The 23,920-nt window shown below is 40.1% G+C and carries 16 protein-coding genes and 1 riboswitch; of the genes, 6 read left to right on the top strand and 10 right to left on the bottom strand.

Annotation, left to right across the window (positions count from 1 at the left end):
• Window positions 1–18: 18 nt before the first annotated feature.
• Both JKG64_RS21130 and JKG64_RS21135 read right to left on the bottom strand, forming a co-directional pair.
• Complete coding sequence (locus JKG64_RS21130; RefSeq protein ID WP_210356257.1) at window positions 19–3,192, bottom strand: SusC/RagA family TonB-linked outer membrane protein; 3,174 nt, start codon at window positions 3,190–3,192, stop codon at window positions 19–21.
• Window positions 3,193–3,617: 425 nt separating this feature from the next.
• The gene (locus JKG64_RS21135; protein WP_246512742.1) at window positions 3,618–4,865 is read right to left on the bottom strand and encodes an MFS transporter; all 1,248 of its coding nucleotides are present in this window, start codon (window positions 4,863–4,865) and stop codon (window positions 3,618–3,620) included.
• A 218-nt stretch (window positions 4,866–5,083) separates the two neighbouring features.
• Between JKG64_RS21135 and JKG64_RS21140 the strand changes: the two genes are divergently transcribed.
• A complete protein-coding gene (locus JKG64_RS21140; protein WP_210356259.1) occupies window positions 5,084–6,313 on the top strand; it encodes an ROK family protein in 1,230 nt (409 codons plus the stop codon).
• A gap of 40 nt (window positions 6,314–6,353) precedes the next feature.
• Here JKG64_RS21140 and JKG64_RS21145 read toward each other — a convergent pair whose 3' ends face one another.
• Window positions 6,354–7,634, bottom strand: coding sequence for an FAD-dependent oxidoreductase (locus tag JKG64_RS21145; protein ID WP_210356260.1), 1,281 nt, complete (start codon window positions 7,632–7,634; stop codon window positions 6,354–6,356).
• Window positions 7,635–7,736: 102 nt separating this feature from the next.
• Here JKG64_RS21145 and JKG64_RS21150 point away from each other — a divergent pair, with 102 nt between their 5' ends.
• Window positions 7,737–9,407, top strand: coding sequence for a glutamine--tRNA ligase/YqeY domain fusion protein (locus tag JKG64_RS21150; RefSeq protein ID WP_210356261.1), 1,671 nt, complete (start codon window positions 7,737–7,739; stop codon window positions 9,405–9,407).
• Between the two features lie 161 nt (window positions 9,408–9,568).
• Entirely contained in the window at window positions 9,569–9,952 is a 384-nt protein-coding gene (locus tag JKG64_RS21155) for an HU family DNA-binding protein (RefSeq protein ID WP_210356262.1), read from the top strand.
• 113 nt (window positions 9,953–10,065) lie between these two features.
• On the opposite strand, the gene JKG64_RS21160 is transcribed toward JKG64_RS21155, so the two are convergent.
• Window positions 10,066–10,455: a hypothetical protein gene (locus JKG64_RS21160; RefSeq protein ID WP_210356263.1), complete on the bottom strand. Its 390-nt coding sequence runs from the start codon at window positions 10,453–10,455 to the stop codon at window positions 10,066–10,068.
• Window positions 10,456–10,645: 190 nt separating this feature from the next.
• On the opposite strand from JKG64_RS21160, the gene JKG64_RS21165 reads away from it, so the two are divergent.
• Window positions 10,646–11,839 (top strand): hypothetical protein, encoded by a 1,194-nt coding sequence (locus JKG64_RS21165; RefSeq protein ID WP_210356264.1) that lies wholly within the window; start codon window positions 10,646–10,648, stop codon window positions 11,837–11,839.
• 120 nt (window positions 11,840–11,959) lie between these two features.
• On the opposite strand, the gene JKG64_RS21170 is transcribed toward JKG64_RS21165, so the two are convergent.
• The 4 genes from JKG64_RS21170 to JKG64_RS21185 all read right to left on the bottom strand — a co-directional run bounded on the left by JKG64_RS21170 (window position 11,960) and on the right by JKG64_RS21185 (window position 15,368).
• On the bottom strand, window positions 11,960–12,916 hold the full coding sequence (locus tag JKG64_RS21170) for a methylenetetrahydrofolate reductase (protein WP_210356265.1): 957 nt from the start codon (window positions 12,914–12,916) through the stop codon (window positions 11,960–11,962).
• Window positions 12,917–12,967: 51 nt separating this feature from the next.
• Window positions 12,968–13,071, bottom strand: a riboswitch (SAM riboswitch).
• Window positions 13,072–13,166: 95 nt separating this feature from the next.
• Complete coding sequence (gene rimM, locus JKG64_RS21175) at window positions 13,167–13,691, bottom strand: ribosome maturation factor RimM (protein WP_210356266.1); 525 nt, start codon at window positions 13,689–13,691, stop codon at window positions 13,167–13,169.
• 90 nt (window positions 13,692–13,781) lie between these two features.
• A complete protein-coding gene (locus JKG64_RS21180; RefSeq protein WP_210356267.1) occupies window positions 13,782–14,327 on the bottom strand; it encodes a 30S ribosomal protein S16 in 546 nt (181 codons plus the stop codon).
• A 117-nt stretch (window positions 14,328–14,444) separates the two neighbouring features.
• A complete protein-coding gene (locus JKG64_RS21185) occupies window positions 14,445–15,368 on the bottom strand; it encodes a hypothetical protein (RefSeq protein ID WP_210356268.1) in 924 nt (307 codons plus the stop codon).
• Window positions 15,369–15,453: 85 nt separating this feature from the next.
• On the opposite strand from JKG64_RS21185, the gene JKG64_RS21190 reads away from it, so the two are divergent.
• Complete coding sequence (locus tag JKG64_RS21190) at window positions 15,454–18,816, top strand: UvrD-helicase domain-containing protein (RefSeq protein WP_210356269.1); 3,363 nt, start codon at window positions 15,454–15,456, stop codon at window positions 18,814–18,816.
• Window positions 18,817–18,894: 78 nt separating this feature from the next.
• Window positions 18,895–21,771: a PD-(D/E)XK nuclease family protein gene (locus tag JKG64_RS21195; RefSeq protein WP_210356270.1), complete on the top strand. Its 2,877-nt coding sequence runs from the start codon at window positions 18,895–18,897 to the stop codon at window positions 21,769–21,771.
• A 74-nt stretch (window positions 21,772–21,845) separates the two neighbouring features.
• On the opposite strand, the gene JKG64_RS21200 is transcribed toward JKG64_RS21195, so the two are convergent.
• Entirely contained in the window at window positions 21,846–22,715 is an 870-nt protein-coding gene (locus JKG64_RS21200) for a cupin-like domain-containing protein (protein WP_210356271.1), read from the bottom strand.
• Between the two features lie 162 nt (window positions 22,716–22,877).
• On the bottom strand, window positions 22,878–23,918 hold the full coding sequence (gene porN / locus JKG64_RS21205) for a type IX secretion system ring subunit PorN/GldN (RefSeq protein WP_210356272.1): 1,041 nt from the start codon (window positions 23,916–23,918) through the stop codon (window positions 22,878–22,880).
• Between the last annotated feature and the right edge of the window lie 2 nt (window positions 23,919–23,920).

The raw sequence follows: 23,920 nt of genomic DNA on the forward strand, positions 1-23,920 counted from the left end.
ATAATGAATCAGACCTCCTTAGAAAGTTACATTTAAGCCAAATTCAAAGATGCGCTGTTGCGGATAAAATCCGTTATTTACGTTAGGCATCTCGGGGTCGATATACTTTAATTTATCCCAGGTAAACAAGTTTGAGCCAGAAACAAACAGTCTGATATTTTCAACTTTTATCTCTTGCAACATTGCTTTAGAAAAAGTATAGCCTAACTGAGCAGACTTCAATCTTAAATAGCTTCCATCGCGCACCCATCCTGAGTTAGAAAAACCATTTTGATTAGAGATGCCAGTTGCTTTATAAGCACTCAGTCGTGGAAATTCAGCATTTGGATTATCTGGTCTCCAAGAATTTTCAACTAAGAAATAAGGTGAGTTTCCGTAATTATAAAATGCTCTTGTAAATGGTGTATTGTCATCAACACCGCTAGTATTTGAAGACCCCTCATAAGTACCTGCCAAACTAATATTTACCTTAGTTGCTCCTTGTAACAGTGCTGAAAAATCAAACCCTTTATAAGCCAAATCTATATTCAAACCAAAAGTTAACTCGGGCACATTAGAGCGACCAATGTAAGTTTGATCCTCTGCCGCGGTGATTTTGCCATCTCCATTAAGATCTCTGAATTTAAAGAACCCAGGAGCCAAAGTACCTCCACTAGGTGTCGGGGTATTTCTAGCCTCTTCCCAATCTTGAATTATGCCATCAGAGATAAATCCGATTTTGGTACCGACAGGCTTACCGATCAAACTCTTCCATGCTGGTGTACCATCAGGTTCATCTCTTTTTAAAATGCGGTTACGAGCCCAATTCACATTACCTGTTATACCATATTTAAACTCCCCAACGCGATCATTATAACGCAACTGTGCATCAAAACCTCTATTATCTACAGAACCCACATTAACTAACGCCGGATAATAACCACCTATAGAGCCTGGGTACAAATTATTAACACGCTCAAGTATATCCTCTGTAAGACGGTAGAACCATTCAAAATCAAAACCCACTTTTCCATTTAAGAATCTAGATTCAAACCCCACATTCATAATCGTAGACTCTTCCCATCTCAACTTTGGATTCTGCAAAGGATTGGTATAGATAGGCATTACAGGTTTTCCTCCGATTACAACAGGAGGAGTATGCCCATGCGGTACAGTATTATTAATCGTGGTCTGAGAAAAAGTAGATAAGTAAGGGAAGGTACCTACTTGGGCACGATCATTTCCGGCTCTACCATAGGAGGCTTTCACCTTCAGAAAATCAACCGTCTCCAAAGCTTTTGCAAAGAAATCTTCTCGAGAGACAATCCAGCCTAATCCCACTGCAGGAAACGACTTCCAACGGTTTTCCTTAATGAAGTTTGCCGAAGCATCCCACCTCGATACCAACTCCACAAGATACTTATCTTGATAAGCATAGTTTAAACGCGCTACGAACCCCGCTCTTGCCGTTTCCGCATCACTAGAGCCCGTAGCCGCAATTAGATCATTGGGATCTGTTGATCCGTAGTTAATTTCTTGAATAATAGAAATTGGAAAGTTACTAGCCCCAGTTGCAAAAATATTGCCCTTGGTCCCGGAATATTCATATAGGGCCAACCCCGTAAAGGTGTGATCTCCCACAGTCTTGCTGTAGTTCAAACTCGACTGCATCGTCTTTCTATAAGATGCTTGGTAATCCTGTCTAAGCGTTGTTTTTCCTATACCCGGCACCACATCCAGTGCTATATAATCACCTGTCACCTGATCACGGGCACGTCCCATAGTACGGTAAGGCGTGGTCCACCTTTTGCCCTCTCTTCCAGTAAAATCATAAGCCCCTTGTACCTTCAACACGAGTCCCTCTACCCCTGGCACACGAAAATCAAGATTCGCCTGCCCTTGAAATATATTGGATTTATACTTCTGATATCCCGAATTTTCTACAGAAGCGACAGGATTCACCCAACCAGCACCAGCTTGGTAAGCCGTCGGAAGACCATTGGGTGCATACATCGGTAAGTTAGGCAACATACGAACCGCTTGATAAAAAGGATTCATATATTCTGAATTATCCGGCGAAATCCCAGGCGTATTACTAACTTGATTACGTAACCCAACATTTAAGGTGAGTGTAAGATAATCATTGATATCATTTTTCAAATTTGTCCTGACATTGTATCGCTTAAATCCAGTATTATCAATTACCCCATCTTGATCCATGTGACTTATAGAAGCAAAATATTGCGACTTACTTCCTCCTCCGGAAATAGTCGCCGCATGATGCTGTGAATAAGAATTATTATCAGTCAGCAAACTTACCCAGTCCGTATTTCCCAATAACGGGTTTGTGTTGGTACCGGAACGAACAGCGTCAATCATTTCTTGGCTGTAAACTAATCCCACCTGAGCCTGATTGGTGCTCAGTAAAAAATCATTATCTAGTTCTGTCCCTTTGTTGTACCAAGCCATATAATCTGGTCCATTCAAAAATTTGGGAAACCTCGTATTCTGACCAATACTATAGCCAAAATTATAGGAAACCCTCGTTTCCTCTTTACGTCCAGATTTTGTTTTGACGAGAATAATACCATTTGCGGCCTGCAGTCCATATGCCGCGGTGGCTACTGCATCTTTAAGAAATGAAATAGTTTCAATCTCACTAGGGTCTAAATACGCCAAAGTGGACAAGCTTCGTTCAATATCATCGATGATGACCAATGGTGATTGATTTTCCCCGTACGTGCCTACACCACGTAAATACAATGATGTATTATCAGCACCCGGTCTTCCCGACTGTTGCAATCCTGTTAATCCAGGGACTCGCCCGACGAGCGAGTTTGTAATATTCATGGATGGCGCTTTTTTAATATCATCAGCAGATATTTGCGTAACAGATCCCACAACATTGCTTCTTTTTTGCGTACCATAAGCTACAACCACAACCTCATCAATCTCTTTATCGCTTGAAGTCAATACAACAGTCACATTATCTGCAGTCCTAACAACCTGTTCTTTTGCTTGAAAACCGACATAGCTAATCTCTAAAGTCACAGGAAAGCTATCAGAATTAATTTGAAAAAAACCTTTACCATCCGAAAATACAGAGGCTGCCTTTCCCTTTAACTTAATGTTCGCCCCTGCGACAGGTTTGCTCCTTTCATCAAGAACGTGGCCTTTCAGCACAGATTGGGCAAACGTTACAACAGTTTGCATCAGCAAAAAAAGCAAACTAATGGTCTTTAGGCAAAAAGACCGCTTAAAGTTTAAAAATTGCATAATTTAGTTTTTAATGTTTATTTTAAATATTCATCTACTCAAAACATAGCTACTCGTTGAAATTATAATCAGTTAGTCAACAAGAATAGGAACCATAGCTATCCGGCATCCCCTTTTATCAAAAACAAGAATATTTTCCCACGAACAATACGATATCATATTTAAGCTTTGCTCGGTACTCCGACACTAAATACGAAATAAAATATCAAACAATCAATTTATTTATAATTTTTTTTAATATATATCACATAAAAAGACACATATAAAACAAAAAGAATATCAATTAAATAAATAAAATACTATTTAAACAAAAAAATCTCATCGCTTTTAGCAATGAGATTTCCGAAAAACATATATATATATTACGCTTCTTCCAATTCTTCAGGCTTTTTTAAAGGCACCAACCAAGTCACTATAAAAGCGGGTATTGTCGCAATCATGACCCATATAAAGAACTCCCTATACCCCATCATATCACTCAACCAGCCACTGATCATCGACGGTATCATAAATCCAAGATTCACTAGACCACTCCCGAAAGCATAATGTGCCATTTTATATTTTCCCGGGGCGATATTCTGCATAATGAACAGGATCAGTCCGACAAAACCAAATCCATAGCCAAAATATTCAATAACAACCGCACTCCCAATTATATATAGATTTTCAGGTTGTGTTACTGCTAGAAACGCATACGCAGCAAAAGGTATATTAAAAGCGGTACATAGGATCAAAAGCGATTTTCTATTTAATCCGCTCTTAGCAATAAAATTACCCGCTACAATAGATCCTAAAACAAAGGCGATAGCTCCAAAAACACCATACAACAGGCCAATCTGCGATGTACTTAATTCCAAGCCCCCTTCAGCACGCGATGACTTGAAGAAAAGGGGAATTATCTTGATAGCCTGCCCTTCGGCGAAACGATAAAAAACAATGAACGCTAGACTGAACCAGATATGCTTCTTCTGAAAAAAAGTAATAATGACATCTTTCAAAGTCGCCATCCCTTCTTTAAAAGTAGACGATTTCACAGTCGATTCTGTGGATGGTAGCACCCGCATATTATAGAATCCCAACAATAGCATTATAGCTCCATACACAAACATAACAATCATCCATGCGTTGTGGATACCAACTTCCCGTTCCAACTGCCCCGCAAAGTAAACCAATGCCCCCCCAGAGAAAACTTTAGCTACGTTATAAAATGCACCTTGCCAACCCACATATTTAGCTTGCTGTTTAGCAGACAACTCATTGAGATAAACACCGTCTGCGGCCGTATCATGAGTAGCTCCGCTCAATGCTATAATTGTCAATATTGCAATGGAAAAACTAAAAAAATGACCCAACTGCAACGTCAATCCCACCAATCCAAACAATATCCCTGTGAATATCTGCGTAATATAAACGAAGAATTTCCTTGTCTTATACAATTCCAAAAAAGGTCCCCAAAGTGGCTTCAGCGTCCAAGGAATCATAATCAGCGAGGTCCAAAATGCAATCTGCGTATCAGAGACCCCCATATTTTTATACATAATAGAACTCGCGCCTGATACTGCCACAAAGGGCAGTCCCATAGCAAACCAAGTTGTAGGTATCCAATACATTGGATGTAAAGTCTTCTTATTCTCCACTCGAAACGGTATTTGGTCTTTAAATGATTACTTGAAAGTTCAATTTTATCAAAAAAAAACTTAACACGCAACTTATTATTAAAATATTTTAAAAACATGCTATCATTAAAAGCTATCTATATCAGAATAAGTTCTTGTTGAGTAACTTTTTTACTATATTTAACCCTATTCATAGGGTAATCATTTTCGAAATGGGATCAAATTTTTTGACAGACTTACATAATGCCAACATCTCTGGTGTTGCATTTAAAAACATAAAGCTTAAAAAGAAAATCTTAGCATACTTTGCCGCTGAAGAGCTCGCGACTATAGCCGAACTTAGCAAAGAATTCAATATCAGCATTCCTAAAATCAATGAATCAATCAACGAACTCATTGAAGAGAAACTGGTTAAAGATTATGGAAAGCAAACCTCTAATGTAGGGCGAAAGCCAAATAATTACGGATTAGAAGCTAATTCGGCCTTTTTTATCGGTGTCCAGGTAAGCCATGACTTTTTAAGCATTGCGATGATCAATATGAAAAAGGAGCTTATCGCCAGTAAGCACGACATCCCCTATACACTAGAAAACAACGAGCAGTCTTTATTAGATATCTGTAAGGAAATAAAAGAATTTATTATCAAACTAAACATAAAGAAAGAAAAAATCTTGGGAATAGGTGTCAACCTATCTGGACGCATCAACTATAGGACCGGATATTCTTACAGTTACTTTAACTTTTATGAAGATCCGCTCTCCAATTTCTTTGAACAAGAGCTCGGTATACGGACATTTCTAGAAAACGACACAAAGGCGCTTGCTTACGGCGAGTTTTCGAGTGGCTTACTGACCAACGAAAAAGATGCTTTATTTATTAATGTTGACAACGGTATTGGTCTCGGTATACTGATCAATAACCAATTGTACTATGGCAAATCTGGATTCTCTGGCGAATTTGGCCATATTCCAATCTTCGATAATGACATTATCTGCAAATGTGGTAAAAAAGGATGTCTTGAAACCGAAGCATCCGGACATGCTTTACGCCGCATGGTGATTTCTCAATTAAAAGAAGGAGCTACCAGTACGCTAACGAAGAAATTTCAAGAAATTGAAGACATCCGCTTACATGATATTATTCAAGCGGCAAAAAAAGATGATACATTATGTATTGAGGCCATCAATGAAATCGGTGAAAAACTAGGCCGGGGATTGGCGGCTCTGATTAACATCTTTAATCCTGAACTCATCATCATCGGCGGAATACTAGCGTCATCCGACGAATATTTGAGTCTACCCCTGAAGAATGCGATCAATAAATATTCCCTTTCCATTGTCAACAAAGACACCAAAATTGTAATGTCAAACAATGGCCAAAAATTTGCGGCAATAGGAGCTTGTTTACTATTAAGAGACAGACTCCTTGAAATAACAGAATAATTCTATTGCACAACTATATCACATTGCGATAGCCTACGGGCTATCGCAATATTTTCCCTTCCCCATCGATAGCTTTGACATAAGGATCTGCATACCGATCCACCAAAACAGCAAACTCATATCGAGAGACAATATGCTCAGGATCATAAACTCCTTTAAACTTCAATTTTCTAGACCACTCTTTTTCTACCTCTCGGTTTACCTCATCCCCTCTCAGAGAAACATGTTTAATCAAATCCAGCAACTCTTTCAACTCAAAGTCCCTGTCCTCTTTATCGACAAACCACAGTTGGCTACGCGAATACAGACTATTGAAAACAGCTTTGACGGAACCAATCGAAACTGGTCTATCTCCATCAAATAAAATTCCTTTTTCAGTGTCTTCTACAGGAAAAAAAGATACTAAGAAAATCTTCTGTAACGATTTAAAGTTACTATCCGAAGAGGATATATCAGAAAAAGGCAAGATACGGGCATCAAAAGTCAACAACTCGGTCTGCAACTTCCGCATATCAATCTTATCCGCTGTAGTCTTGAAAAAAGAACAATATGCTGCCGCGGCACCTACCGCCTGTCCCAGATTAGCACGCAGTGACAGGCTATTGTCGTCTAGCCCTACCTGCACAAGACCTGCGGTAAAAAAAACATTGGAATTGCTTCGCGAGAACACATCAAACCACCTATAGCCATACAGAGCAGTCTCATACTCCCCCAGAGCCAGGAGTGTACGGCGCTCGTCGGCATTAATTTCTGGCAATGACAAAATACGGGACGGTTTGGCAAACAAATCCGTTGAAACGACATACGGCCTAGTATCTCCCTGTGGCGTAGCATCGACCATAGCACGAACGCCATATTTCCGCTTATTAGACAATGTTACTGTCAGTCCCTTTTTGCCTTTGGCTATCCCAACCACCTGCGTCCCGCTCACAAGCGTAAGGTTCTGTTGTTTGGCCAACATCCGCTCTAGCGCATTTCGCATTAGACGAGGATTTATATCTTTCTGAAGAGCCAAAATCAACGAATCTTCTTTGCTCTTTAACTGTCCAGTTTCAATAAGCAGATCTTTCCATATCCCACCCAGCAAATGCGCATTACAAGCGACAGGTAACGTCGAGTTCTCGACATCTGCCATATAGGTAGCCCCTTCAAATACCCATATCGTAGGCACATTAGAACGGGCTGCCTGCAATGCTGCGGCAAAAGCCTCCACACCATCACCATAAACCAGCAACGTTGGCTTAACCTCCTTTGCTATCGCCCCCGTGATTCCACAAAATAACATCAAGAGACCGATTATGCTAACTTTTAATCTTATCATACTCTAAAGTACATAAAAGTTCTGATTCCTTTCTGCTAACTTTCTTTACTTTTTCCCTTTTACTTTTTTCTAATATATTGCTTTAATGAGTAACTTTGCTACATGATAGAGGAAGATAAATCACTTAATTTTATTGAAGAAATTGTCGAAGAGGATCTTCGCAATGGAACACATGACGGACGTGTATTAACACGCTTCCCTCCCGAACCCAATGGCTACCTCCACATCGGACATGCCAAATCCATCTGTTTGAACTTTGGATTAGCGCAGAAATACAACGGAAAGACAAACCTTAGGTTTGATGACACCAATCCTGTTACCGAAGATGTAGAGTATGTAGAAAGTATAAAGAAAGATATACAATGGTTGGGATTCCAATGGGCAGAAGAACTTTATACATCCGACTATTTTGAGACTCTTTATCAATATGCGGTCCAACTGATTCAACATGACTTGGCTTATGTAGATGACAGTACAGCCGAAGAGATTGCAGCAGCAAAAGGAACTCCGACCGAACCGGGGGTACCCACTCCATACCGTAGCCGCTCTATTGAAGAGAATTTAACGCTCTTCCAAGAAATGCGTGATGGCAAGTATAAAGATGGAGAAAAGGTATTACGTGCAAAAATTGACCTCGCAAATCCAAACATGCATTTGCGCGACCCACTTTTGTACCGTATCAAACACGCACACCACCACCGTACAGGTGACCAATGGTGCATCTACCCGATGTATGATTTTGCCCATGGGCAATCCGACTCTATCGAAAAAATCACACACTCGGTATGTACTTTGGAGTTTATTCCACACCGTCCGCTTTACGACTGGTTGATTGAGCGATTAGAAATATTCCCATCCAAACAGTACGAGTTTGCACGCCTCAACATGACGTATACCGTGATGAGTAAACGTAAACTATTGCAATTGGTAAATGAAGGCCATGTCGAAAGCTGGGACGACCCGCGCATGCCTACCATCTCCGCATTCCGTAGAAGAGGTTATACGCCAGCAAGTATCCGTAATTTTTGCGAGCGTATAGGTATCCAAAAACGAGAGAATATGATCGACTTCAGTCTTTTAGAATTCTGTATCCGTGAAGATTTAAATAAAACTGCATGGCGCCGTATGGCCGTATTGGATCCTATAAAATTGATCATCACCAACTACCCTGAGGGAAAAATTGAAGAGCTTGTAGGTGAAAACAATCCGGAAGTTGAAGGCGGAGAAGGCAGTAGAGCCATCCCATTCTCTAATGAACTTTGGATTGAACGAGAAGATTTCATGGAAGAACCTCCAAAGAAATTCTTCCGCCTAGGGCCTGGTCTATCTGTACGTCTTAAACACGGCTATATCGTAGAGTGTCATGATTTCAAAAAAGATGAAACCGGAAAAGTCACAGAGATATACTGTACCTATGTAGCAAATTCCAAATCAGGCGAAGACACTTCGGGACTGAAAGTTAAAGGAACAATACATTGGGTTTCCGTAGCTCATGCCAAAAAAGCACAGGTGAGACTTTATGATCGCCTCTTCCAAGTAGAGAATCCTGCAGCAGAAGAAGACTTCAAGGCAAGCATCAACCCCGATAGCCTACATATTATCGAGAATGCCTACATTGAACCTGATTTAGCAAATGCAGTACCAGGAAAGGGATATCAGTTTATTCGTATGGGATACTTTACCCTCGATACCAAATCCAGCCCGGAGCATCTCGTATTCAACCGCACGGTGGCACTAAAAGATTCTTGGGCCAAAGAGGTCAAAAAAGGATAATAACAAAAAAGGAAGCTTAAAGCTTCCTTTTTTGTTATATAATCCCGGAGAGCTTGCCTCTCTAAGACAATCTCGATTAGGAACTCCACCTAAAAGCTGTTATATTAGAAGATAAAACCACAATTATAGCCTTAAAATCATCTTCTAAAGCTTTTTGTACTATGGCAATGAAGTTCAATATCCATGAAATCGTTAACGGGATGAACCCTGAAGCACCAAATAAATTCTATCTACGCCCCATAAGCTCCGGCGAAAAAAACCTGGATGAGCTCGCTGCTGACATCGCCCATTCCTCTTCCCTTACAGAAGCGGATGTATATGCTGTTCTTCAAAGTTTGGTGCGAGAAATCCCGCGGGCAATAGCCGACGGCTACATTGTAAGATTGGGCAACTTAGGGTCTTTCAGAATGAGCGTTAATAGCGCAGGTAGCCAAAGTGCAGATCAAGTATCTGAACAGAATATAACGAAAAGACGATTAATATTTAATGCCGGGAAGTCCGTTAAAAAAGAACTCGATAAAATAGTCTTCGTAAAGAATAAATAACAAACAGAACCAAATAAAAAAAGACTTAGGCAACTTGTAGAAATTGAACGCTCAATTCCCATAAAACGAGCGCTCAGATTATACATATTGAGCGCTCAATTTTATAGGACAGCCTACAGCCTTTTGCGCTCTTCCTTTAGAATTAGGACCTGCTCCTCTAATGCTAAAATAGTCTTTTCCTGCGAAGCGATAACCTGCTTAAGCGCATCAATCAGCGTCGGTTCAATTTCATTCACCACTACAGGCTCCTGATAAAAGGCCATATCATCGCGAACTACTGTACCGCCCTGTCGAAGCATCGGTCCATTACCAGTGACCAACCATTCTGGCTCAATATCCGGATATCTAGATAAAATACTTGCTACTGCATCCGAATTCAACGCTGTCATCTTCTGAATACCTTTAAAATTAGCATAAGAAAGTTCCAAATCTTTAAAAAAATCGGTCTTACTCACTCCCTTGTGTTCCGCTATCAACAATACACGCTCTTTAATGTTAGACATTTTTTTATCTAAAAATTATGATAAGATATTTAATTATCCTACTTTTGTTTTAAGCAGAGATAATATTATCCAAAAACCCTATTATAAACACTTTATGATCATGAAAGCTACAAAAAAGAAACTAAAGACCTAGCATGCATAGGCATTGATAACCTTTGTAAAATTCTAACCTCACTAAAAACAAACAATTATGACAACAACTAAAGAGTACACCTTTCAAGAAGAAGAAAAATTAGAAAGTCTAATACACAACTATTCGATATATAATGAAAAAGCTAGTTTCGAAAAATATTCTCGCTTACTAGATCAATGTTTCACAAACTTATTAGATTACACATCTTTATCTTCCGACCAGCAAAAAGATGCCAAGCATATACTGAATATTTTAGAATGCTGTATCAAAGATTTATATCGCTTACACCGAGCCGCGCAAGAAGAAAACTTCTATGTCCTTACTATTTCCCAGAAAATAACACCTAATCCCTACTGCAAAGAAGAGAAATTGGAAGAAGAAATTGCCGAAATGAAAAGAAAACTTTTTAAGCACAAAATCAGACATCTCGGATACGAAGAGATCTTCAACATATACCTGTTTTTAGATCGTCTGTTTGAAACTAATGGAATCTTGGATTGGCTAGACCTAATCAGCGAATGGAAAAAGGAGATCGAGAAAGAATATCGGTCTATATATAACAGCGAAATACACAGACCTGCTTGGATCTTTTTCCATTTTCATCAGATATTAGAAGCTTATTATATCATCATAAAATCCGGCATTGACTCTCATCCCAATACGCCTACTGAATATTACCACAGTGACAACTCAATAGTACATAGCGATGTCGCCACAGTAATCAACCCATTTGAATATCTGGAATGTCTAACTTACGACGTTCCAATAGTAAAAATGAAAGCAGACGTCCAACTCCTATATGACTATGCAACAAAAGATATCCCCAATAGAGAAAAATCAGCCCTCGATATCATTAACATTGCAGGTTATATCAAAGCCCTAATGGAGACAGCCTATCTAGTCACGCAAACGCCCTACATTCCTGATGACTGGTTAAAACCTGAAAAATGGCAACGATATTTAAATTATATCAGACCCATAATTGAACCGATAGCTTTTGAGTATCTATCTAAAAAAGAACAAAAAAAACCCTACAAAGCAATAAAAAAATATTTATGGAGTATTTGGAAATCACGTTACACACTAGATACCTGGGAGGAATATGCACTCGATCCCGAGAGAAAGCTTGAGGACAGGCGCAGTGAATTTATCGAAATCAATAAGATTATCGAAGCCATATACATCATCTATTACGACCTATTGAGCAAAGAGCAAATCACGGTCGAAGAGGGTAGTTCTAAAGTTGAATAGTACACCTCTTCAAACGATACAATACAACAAAGCGAAGTAACCCTTAAAACAGATTACTTCGCTCTTTAAACACAAACCTATGAATTAACAATCAACCATTGATCATTAACCATTATAATTTTACGCCAGCTGCTCCACGATCTTCTGCGTAGGACCAGGATTACTCATGGTATAAAAATGTAAAACCGGTGCTCCAAAATCAATCAACTCTTTACACATATTCACCATCCACTCCTGGCTTACAAGTTGCACATCTGCATTTGTTTTACAAACATCTACAGCATCACTCAACTCTTCTGGAATATCTAAGTGAAATATTTTAGGCAGTGCAATCAACTGCTTTTTAGAGGTCAGCGGCTTTAATCCTGGAATAATAGGTACATGAATACCATTGTCCCGACACTTTACCACAAACTCCTTATACTTATCAATATTATAGAACATTTGCGTCACGATAAAATCGGCTCCCATTTCTACCTTCTTTTTTAACCACTTAAAGTCTGTGTTAAAATTCGGAGACTCAAAATGCTTCTCTGGATAACCGGCGACCCCTACACAAAAGTCAGTCTGCTCCGAGCTCTCCATATCTTCATGTAGATAATGTCCAGAATTCATATCCAAGACCTGTTTTAATAAATCTGTCGCATAAGCATGCCCTCCGGGAGTTGGAATAAAATCCGCATCCCCTTTACGTGCATCTCCGCGTAGCACCAACACATTATCAATACCCAAAAAGTTAAGATCAATCAGTGCATTCTCCGTCTCTTCCTTTGTAAAGCCTCCACAAATAAGATGTGGCACAGCATCCACCTTATACTTATTCATTATCGCCGCACAGATCGCAACTGTACCGGGACGCTTGCGATAGGCGACACGCTCCAACAAGCCACTCGCATGTTCTTTGTAAAGATAATCCTCGCGGTGGTAAGTAACATCAATGAAAGGAGGGTTAAACTCCATCAATTTGTCCATCGTATTGAAAATACTCTGGATTCCCTTGCCTTTAGCAGGTGGAAGCAGTTCAAAGGAGAACAGGGTCTTTCCATCAGCCTGTTTAATATGGTCGATAATCTTCATACAAATATTTTTAAGGCCAAGAGAAAGCACACAAAGGCATTGTGAGTCTTCAGCTTATCTTTCCCACCGATTGGCGGGTAGAATGTAGCACCTTGACAAGTGTCAGGTTGCTAAGGCTTCAGCGGGTCTAGTCCCTCGGCCTTTCTCTATAAGCACTACTAATATCGGTTTAAAAAATGAAAAGTAAAAATGAAAACTCAAAAAGCGAATAAAAAAGTATCATTTTATTTTTCACAACTAATTGAAAATCTTACTCTTTATAAAGATCGACTAGGCCTTCAGGCAACTCTACTTCTATAATTTCTTCTTCTTGGTCGATACCCAGAATCAAATCATCAGAGAGCGGAAACATCATTTCCTTGCCATCCATATCCACTGTCGCAATAAACTGCTGTGGCATCTCCTGCACATCGATAATCTCGCCCAGCTCTCCGTGCTCCTCATCGATAACGAGATAACCAACAAGGTCTGTGTAACGAAAATCATCAGGATCTCTTTCCGGCATCTTATCATTTGGCAGGTACATCTTCTTACGCACTAATACCTGTGCTTTATCAATATGGTCTACATCTTCAAATGTAGCATAGGCTGTACTATTGTTATGAAGCTTAATCTGATCCACAAAATAAGGAACCAATTTCTTATTGACCTCCAAAAAGATAATCTCCAATTCCAGATCATCATAATCTTCGAACTCAAAAAACAACTGCACTTCCCCTTTAAGACCCCGAGTCTTACTTACGTATCCGATATAAAAACTTTCTTCTATTGTCATATTATCCGAGTAAAATCCAAAAATATAAATTAAAAACAAAAAGTCGGTCCATATCATGAACCGACCTTTTTTTGAATACTTTATGAAAGATTAACCTTCAGTTTCTTCTGTGTTTTCAGCACCTTCAGTTGCTTCTGGAACCTCTACTTCTGCTTCTTCAGCAGGAGCTTCTTCAACTGGAGCATTCTTAGCAGCTACTGCAGCAGCGATTTCTTCTTTTTTCTTAGCTTCAGCTACTAAAGCCGCCTTTTTAGCTTCTTCTTTAGCATTTGCTAGACCAGATTTTTTCACTTCGATTTTAGCTGCGTTACCTTCATTCCAGCTCGCAAAAAGCTCTTCAGCTTTAGCATCATCAAAAGCACCTTTTTTAACACCACCTTGCAAGTGTTTTTTGTACAACACACCTTTGTAAGAAAGGATAGCACGTGCTGTATCTGTAGGCTGAGCACCTTTGTTCATCCAATCTAACGCTTTATCGAAATCTAAAACGATAGTCGCTGGATTAGTGTTTGGGTTGTAAGAACCTAAACGCTCGATGAATTTACCATCACGTGGTGCACGCGAGTCTGCTACTACTACGTGGTAAAAAGGTTTTCCTTTTTTACCGTGTCTTTGCAATCTGATTTTAGTTGCCATGTTTGATTATTATTTATGTATTCAACATATCCCCCGTACTGCATGTAAGAGGGGATGCAAAGATAAAAATTAAAAAGGGAAAATTAAAGAACAACTGAATATTTCGTAATCAGTGAGTTATTGATAAATATAAGTTGTCGCAAACTGACCAAAAACAACATCTTTAGCCGTCTCAACATCTCCTTTTAAGATACAACTTGTTGTTATAGGTCTACCTCCTGCTCCTACAACAACTTCAAACTTTGTTTTCTTCGTCCAATCCGGTTGCACCTCTTCATCAACTTTTCCCTCAATTATCCTTGAGAAAAAAGCACTTGTCATGTTCCTGGAAATGACGAGATTCATATCAACAGGATTAAATCCCATTTGCGTATAAACAGTATATAGCGGATCTATAGTATTTGAATATTGAAAGAAAGAATACGTAATAAAATCCATATAATATCCTCCAGGAATACCAGTTATTGGGGCATTAAACATATACTGCTTTAAACGTTCTATATTGCCACTACCATAACTGTAAAGTCTTTCCTCTTCGCTCCCAATCAATCCGAACGGTTTATCCCATTTTTTATAGACAATTCTATCGGGCACGACACTCCCTCCAGCATAAGAATAGCTACTTAACAACACATCTCTGAATAGATACCCATTTCCACCTTCACCTATCCCTCCTTGAGCCGTAGTGCTACTACTATACAAACTATCGGCAACTACCTTCTTAAGACGATTTTGCTCATCCCATTCGTATCTCAGCCGCGTAACCCTTGCTGTACTCACACCATTATGTTGTTCTTTTACAGCGACACGGGAATAATCGACCCTCCCATTCGCTCCATAATGGAACACTTCATCATTTAATTTTACGACACGTCCCTGAGAATCATACTCGAACGCGTACCTATTGATAGAGCTTCTACCAAATTGAGTTGATTTTGTCTCTAACAGTACAAGTTTACGATTATCTGTTTCCTGTTGATCCTTTTTACAGGAATAATTCAACCCGGCGTATAAAAAAAGAAATAAAACGAAATACTTCATAAGACCTTTTTCAAGTTTAATAATTGTCGGCACCAAAGTAACAAATAACTTTTTAAGTTGTCCTTTTTAATTTTTACTTTGTAGGATGAACAACGTAGCTCCACTCAAAATCCTCAAAGCTTCCGCAGGTTCGGGTAAAACCTTTAGCCTTACCCTTCATTACCTCTCTTTATTGTTGGACAACGAGAATAACTATCGGGAGATTTTGGCTGTTACATTTACCAACAAAGCTACTGCTGAAATGAAAGAACGTATTCTTTCTGTTCTCCAAGGGCTTGCTGTAGGTGACGAAAGCCCTAAGATAGAGAGTTTCAGAACGTTGTTGATTGAGCAGAATCCCGGTTGGGATAGGATATCCATCCAACAAAAAGCACATCTCGCCTACCGCAGAATCTTACATGATTACAGTCACTTCACCATAAGTACAATCGATGGCTTTTCGCAGAAGGTAATACGGGCATTCACCTATGAATTAAATCTCGATGCCGCATACCGAATCGAGATGAATACCAATAAGGTCAAAACGGATCTTACGGTCATGCTCAATCAACTTCTTGATGAGCGCCCCGACCTACTGAACTGGATCATTGGCTATGCGGAGAAGAAAATAAACAACAATGAAAACTGGAACTACAGAAATCAGCTTGCGCAGTTAGCAGGTCTTATCTTTTCCGAAAACTTCCAAGAGTTTGATGGCGCCCTAACGACCGCCAATACCGATGAAGTCTTCAATCTGTTAAACACGGAGGTGATGGAAAAAACACAGGCTTACCTTGAAACATTGAGCCTTACGATTACCTCCTTTCAAGACACCTTTCGTACATTGGGTGTTCAGGCAGATGAACTTAAAGGAAAATCACGGAACAAACTAGTTACCGCAAATAAAGTTTCCCCCAGAGTCCACAAGCTAACGCTCTCTGAACTGGAGAAAACGATGGAAAAATTCATCGTACTCCTGGACAGCGAGGAGCCATTCACCGACGTGGACAAAAACATACGGTACGATTATATACAAGGATTTCAACCCATTCTACAGCAATTTGTGGAACTACAGAGACTGACACCAATATATATAGCCTACCAGGCTGTACAAGGGAACCTCTATTACCTTCGTCTGCTCAAAGAAATGAGCGATCTCTTGGGGACATGGCGTAAAGAAAATTCAGCGCAGCTCATTTCAGACTCACAGATGCTACTGAACAAACTGGGTCTAGACAATAACAATGATCCTACTTTCATTTGGGAAAAAATAGGCAATCGTTATAACTACTTCCTATTTGATGAGTTTCAAGATACCTCTAGAATTCAATGGAAAAACTACAGCCCACTTCTATTAAATGCCTTGGGTAATACCACGGGAAAACGCAACGAACATCTCATTGTAGGAGATGTCAAACAAAGTATCTACCGCTGGCGGAACGGAGACTGGCGCATCTTACTACAACAGGTAGAAAATCAGGTATCTGACGCTTTTCATCTCTCAAAAAGCCAAAGAAATGACTTTATAGAGAATGGGATCTTAGAAACAAACTTCAGGAGTCTCCCCAATATCATTCGTTTCAACAATTACCTTTTCCAAAAGATCCCAGTGCATCTCCAACATGTACTGAACGACAAAGTTGCTGAAGAGCTTTCGGAAGAAGGACTACGCTGGTGGAAGTCTGAGGAGAATGACAGCATGTTAATACGAGCTTATGAAAACAGTAGTCAATCAATACCACCACAAAAGGAAAACAATCCAGACCAGCAAGGCTCCATAGAAATCGACTATTTCCCGGTGAGTGACGGTCGGTTCAGAGCCAATCAAGTTGTGGATATGGCTGCTGACAATCTCTGTCAGAAAATAGGAAATTGGATTTCTACCGGAAGATATAATGCCAAGCAAATCGGGATATTGGTTCGTAGCAACGCACAAGCAATGCTCATTATCCAGAAACTAATGGCCTATAAAAATGCGAACAACCTCGCTTTTGATGTTATTTCTGGCGACGCTTTGTCTTTGTCTTCTAATGATGCAATCATCCTACTTATCGAGACGCTAAAGGCGATCGTCTATACTTCAGACCAACATATCATACACCATGCGCGTATCGCATACCTCTATCAGCTCATCCAGCGGCAAGAAACCTTCGACCCTGCGCTATGGCTACAGTTTAAAGCCAATGAAATACAGGCTTACAAAGGTATACTGCCCGACGAGTTAATTTCGAATTGGGAGCTTTGGCAAAAACTCCCATTGATCCACCTCATAGAAAAGCTTATCGAGATTTATGGTTTCACCTCCCTTGAAAACATACACCTACCCTATATCCTGACGTTCAAGGATATCGTTGGAAATTTCACCGCAAACGGAGAACGTGGAATCACACAATTTCTCGAGTTCTGGGAACAAGATGGCAGTAAGGCAGTCCTTCCCTCCAATGGAAAGGTCAATGCCATTGAGGTCACCACGATTCACAAATCTAAAGGACTCGCCTATGACGTCGTGATGATTCCTTTTTGCTCCTGGGGTATAGATGGTATGCTGAACGGGGATTTTTGGATCAATACAGACAATTCACCATTTGCACAACTGGGAAAAATCCCAATCAAATACAACAGCAATGTAGCGCGTTCTATTTTTTATCAACAGTACTATGAAGAGATGCTATTCAACTATATGGATTCGCTCAACACCCTGTATGTCGCAACCACTCGCGCTATAGAACATCTTTATATCAGTGCTCCGGCATTTAAAGACGTTGTAGACAAGAAAACAGGTGAAATCACAGGCTTAGACATCAAAAACGAACTGATTTCGGATGCACTTTATCAGGTGCTTGCCCACGACAACTCCCCTTTCTTACTGGAAGACAACCATGTATCTGTAGATCAGACTATTTCGCGTTCTACGGACTCCCTATCAGCCAGCGATGACGAAACAAGCATTGCCCTAGCATACTATCCTACTTCTAAAGCTATGGAGAGTGCACTCAATAAGGCAAGCCATCGGGGAATAAACACCATTTTGATGATGGAGAAGGCATCCCAATATGGGATTTTGGCACACGAAATCATGTCAGAAACGGCAAAAGAAGCTGACATCGCCCGGATTATAGCCCGCTATATAGATGAAGGTATACTTGCCCTAGAGAACAAAGAAATTCTAGAAAAGGAAATCCATCAGATCTGGCATCATCCACAGATACACCCTTGGTTGATCGGCAACCATAAAATCTGGAACGAGTCTGCAATAATCACTTCCGATGGCAGAACGCTACGGCCAGACAAGGTATTCACCAATGAACAAGAAACAATCGTATTGGACTTTAAATTTACCAGTGACAATTATATCGAGCACAAGACGCAAGTAGATCAGTACATGAAAGCCCTGCAAAACCTAGGCTATGAGCATGTAAAAGGATATTTATATTATGCCAAAGCAAATGAATTAGTCGAAGTGAGATAATGAATAAAAAATGTATTGACGATTCGACCATTGAGAAAGATTCTCAATACCCAATACTCAATACTCAATACTATAAAAATGGTTCCTTTTTTAAAGCAAGTCGCAGAAGATATACAGCATCGGTTTGGCAATGACCTCTCCGATATAGCTATCGTTTTTAACAATAAGCGCCCTATTACCTATCTTAAAAAGCATTTGGCAGACACCTATGCCCAGGCAATATGGTCACCTCAGTTTTTCACCATACAAGAGTTCTTCGGACTATCGTCCAACGGCGAGCAGATAAGCCAACTTACGCAGTTTTTTTATCTATTCGACCTACATAATGAATTGCTCGCAAAAGAAGGACTTTCTCCCGAATCGCTGGAAGAGTTTTATCCCATTGCCGAAATCATCCTAAGTGACTTTGGTCAGCTGGATTATGACCTTGTTCCTATTGACCATATTTATATGGAACTGTACGACACCAGCCAGATAGACATCGAATTTCAGCACCTGACGGCCGAGCAACAAGAGTTCATACGTCAATTTTGGCAGTCATTCCATATGGCTGGACATACCGGTGTACAGCAACGGTTCCTCAAACTATGGAAACGTCTTCCAACACTTTACAAGAATTTCAAAGCGAAGTTGGAGACCCTCCGTCAGACCAACTTCCCAACGATATACCGTAATCTGGTAGACGGAAAAATAGACAATCCGGACTTCCTCCTTCCCTATAAAAAGATATTATTTGTAGGATTCAATGCGCTAAACAGAACGGAAGCTCAATTATTCCAACGCTGGCAAGAGGAAGATCGTGCCTTATTTTATTTCGATACTGACACCTACTATCTAGATGACATACAACAAGAAGCCGGGTTATTCATCCGTCGCAATATTTCTCAGACAGGGTTGATAAATGCATTGGGAGACAGCCCTGATATCATTGGCAAACGTAAGGACACGGTACACCTCTATGCATCCACAGGAAAAGTAAGCCAGACAAAGCTACTCCATAAGGTCCTGACTGATCATGAAAAGGAGGGAAAAAGTGCGGCCATTCTGCTAGCTGATGAAACACTTCTCGTCCCCTTATTGCAAAGCCTTCCCGAACTAAAAGTAAATATTACAACCGGCTTTCCGTTGACACAGTCGCCTATATTTGGAGTGTTAAACCTCTGGATGGATGTACACGAAACAATCTCACACTTAAAGAAAACAAAACTGCCCTACCAATACCTAGAGACCTTTTTGAATAACCCTATGACAAGGGTAGCTGTAGCGGAGAAAAAAGTAAACCAAGATTTTATAAATGAAAAGCAGCTATTCGAAATCGATGTACAGGATATACAGGTAAAGAGTAGTGCCTTACCCCATTTTTTTAAACCACTGACGGACAACAAAGAAGTCGTCCCTACTCTGATTTATATTCTGGACAACCTGTTGATCGCTCTCGCACAGGACACACAAATTAAGCAGATTGACGCCAACTTGCTTATCGAAACAAAAAAAGTTCTTAACCAACTCCATCTTGGCTTCTCGAAGATAGCTCAATTGAGTGTACTGTTTCAAATTGGCCTGATACGCAAAGCCATTGTCTCTATCAATTCGGCTATTGAGGGGGATCCGCTAGATGGCGTACAGATTATGGGGCTATTAGAAAGCCGCTGTCTCAACTTCGATCACGTGTATATCCTAGGTGCCAACGAAGGCATATTACCTAAAACCTCGGCAGGTATTACCTTCTTGCCTAACAATCTCCGTCGTGCCTACGGACTTCCTATTTTAGAAAATCAAGATGCACTTACGGCCTATCTTTTCTATAGGCACTTTCAATACAGTAGCCAAATACACATTTTCTACAACGGCATTGTAGACGAAAACAGTACGGGAGAAGAAAGTCGTTTTATACGTCAGTTGGAATTTGAAAGTCAGATTCAATTTCAAAAACAGCAACAACAGCAACCAATTAAGTTTCCTCCCGTAGCGGCAGAGCTGGTTATTCCAAAAACCGATGCCATATGGGAGAAAATGTACCGAACATTCATACAGGGAGGCCGTAGGATATCAGCGACCGCGCTGACAACCTACCTCGCCTCACCGTTACAGTTTTTTCTGAAACATATTGCCGAGATAAAAGAACCGCCGTCAATATCTCAGGAGTTCGAGATGAACCGGCTGGGAACAGTAATCCATGAGGTCATGGAAAAAATACTTCAGCCCTATAAAGGCATAGAATCGTTCACGTCTACCTCCGAACTCAAGGACAAAATCGAAACCGTAGATGCCTTGGTACAACAAGAGATTGCGGCGCAATATCATATTAACGTACAATCGCTAGGCGACTTTAATAGTCTGCAACGTATCATGCACAAAATCGCCACCGAATATGTCAAAATGTACATACAATATGATGTAGACAACTACCAATCCTTCCGCATTGTCGAATTAGAAAATGATGAAGATTACACGATGGACTTTCCCATTCAGATCAACAATAAAACAGAAACCGTTACGCTCTACGGTATAATAGACCGGGTAGATCAGGTGGTGACAGACTTGGGGGAAGTAAAAACCCGGATTGTAGACTATAAAACTGGAGCTGATATGGTAAAGTTCTCCACTATGGAGAAAGTATTCGCTCCCAATACGGAAAACAAAGCTTTGGTACAGACTCTCTTTTATACATACGTATTCGAACAGGTCACCGGACACCGCAATCTAGAGCCGCACCTCTATGTAGCTCGAAAAATGCGCGAAGAGGGCACTTTATTTTACGGAAGCTATGGTGCACTGATGGAAGGTGAATTCTTAGCCCAACAGAAAGAAGAATTTGTAAACTTCCTTACCAGCACATTGGAGGAAATCTTCAATCCGGAAATACCATTCCAGCATAATCCAGACGCTCATATTTTCCCATCCGATCCCTATACACTTTTCTATCGCAATGTAAGCGAATCCATCGAACCATAGCGATACTAGATGTGATCAGAGCAAGCTCCCCATAGGAGGTCATAAAAAAAGCGAGCTAAATTAGCTCGCTTTCGTTATTTATTATGTCGTTTTATTGCTTTATCAGCACGTCGTGTCGCAACCTCTATTTTATAATCCAGCCATTTATCTTTGAGCATCTTCCGCATCGTGTCATCAAAGAACCGCGTTATAAAAAGATTACGCGCACCCTTTAATTTTTCGCCCAGCGAGTTAGCAAGTGCCCGTACAGATATAGAGTATCCTTCAGTTTCATATTGAATATAATGCCACCATCCTGCTGGCATATAACACGTCTCTCCAGGGCCAATAACTGCCTCATAACCATCTAAAAGCTTAAGAGCGGGATATTCATCCGTACTACTGGTCTTAAGATTCGCAATACTGTGAAAATTGTATGGAAGCTTATACATCAAATCAGACTGATCATTGGGAAACAACCAAATACGCTTATACCCCTGAAACTGCGAAATGAATACATGAGACATATCGATATCAAAGTGATTACGCGTTGATGACCCCTCTCCTCCAAAAAACATATACGGAAGACCTTGAATCACTTTCCCACCGGTCACGTCATTATAGATTACATCTTTCTTAAGTTCTGGTCTAATTTTCAATAAATTGAACAGAAAAAGTCTCAACTCGGTAGGTTCTGCGGTGATTTTATCCAGATACTCTCCAAATGTCATCTTGCCAACGGGAGGGCTAGCAGCATAATTCTGACTCTCTTCCTCTTTTCCGTAAACATTTATTACCTCATTTCCTGCTATCTCTTTGAAATAGTCGTAACTCCACTTCGTCCAACAGGCACTGTCTGGGCTTATAAAGTCCTTAATGATTACAGGTTGTCCCTTAGTTAGGTAATCCTTCACAAAATCTTTTGAAGTGATTCCCGATATTTTATTGACAGGTTGTAGTTTCACAAGCTTTTTATTTTATTCCCCTAATATGCAATAATACAAACCAAACCATCATTAGATTGATATTGGTAGTGGAAAATCTATCGCTATCTATTTAGAAAGATTCTAAATGCTAATTTGGGAAATTATTCTGAAAAACAAGCGATTTTCATCACTTATTTTAAATTAATAAGACCACAAATCTTGTTCCCAATCCATAATGACCTTCTTGATACGCTCAGACTCCATGAGTCTTTCAATATCATCCTGTATATAATCTTTTATACGAAGGTCTTCTGGATTATCCTGTTTGATGATATAACTTGCAAACAGACGCTTGATAAATATATCATCATAACTCAGACCTGTAGCGGCGTTATGTCTATTCACAGCTTCTTTATTGACAAATACATGTCTCGCTTCTGGAAAATAAATCCAAAATGCTGGAGTAGCATCTACCGTCGGTCCAAAAGCATCTGCAGTTGGAATAGCTGGAGCTCTTTCCGGTGTTGTCGAATTTTCATTAGTTGCACCTTCCGGTTTGACCGCGAAAGGATCAAAAGGATCATAGCTATCTCCGGCATTTGTAGCCGCACTATGCTGAACTGCATTTTCCATTCCTGGAATCTGCGGTGTAATCAGAGGTGCAATACCTACAATACGTGGTTCAAAAACGGAACGTTGTTTATCAAAAATCCAATCTTCTTTAATCCTGAACTTGATCACATTCTCTCCACTGAAGGAGCGACTTTCGTATTTAGAACTAATAACCTCATTATTTTCGTTGAATTGCTCTACTAAAACACTATCACCTCCAAGGCGTGCCATCACCTGATCAACAGGTAGTATTTGCATCTTCTCAAAGTTGTCTCCCGTAGGATTATCCGCAGTCGGTGTTGGATCATAGGCAGTCAGCTCTCCAGCTTGGATCGCTTTGACAATGATATCCATCAATCGAGCATTAGGCGAAGCAAAAATCTGGTTCATCTTCTCTCTCAAATCGAGTTCTCTCCACACCCGTTTTCTATAAAAAACGTCTGTCTGTCTGATCGGCGAATAAGGAATCACCTTACGGTTTTCAATATCTGTATTTTTATAGTACCCATCCATAGGGGGCTCATCCGCTTGTGTGCGAACAGGCTTCGTGCTATTCGACAAGTTAGCATCCTGTGCTACCCCTGCAAATACCATCCCTATACAGGCTATAGATAAAACTATCTTTTTCATAA

This window comes from Sphingobacterium tabacisoli, from assembly GCF_017908035.1.
GTDB lineage: Bacteria > Bacteroidota > Bacteroidia > Sphingobacteriales > Sphingobacteriaceae > Sphingobacterium > Sphingobacterium tabacisoli.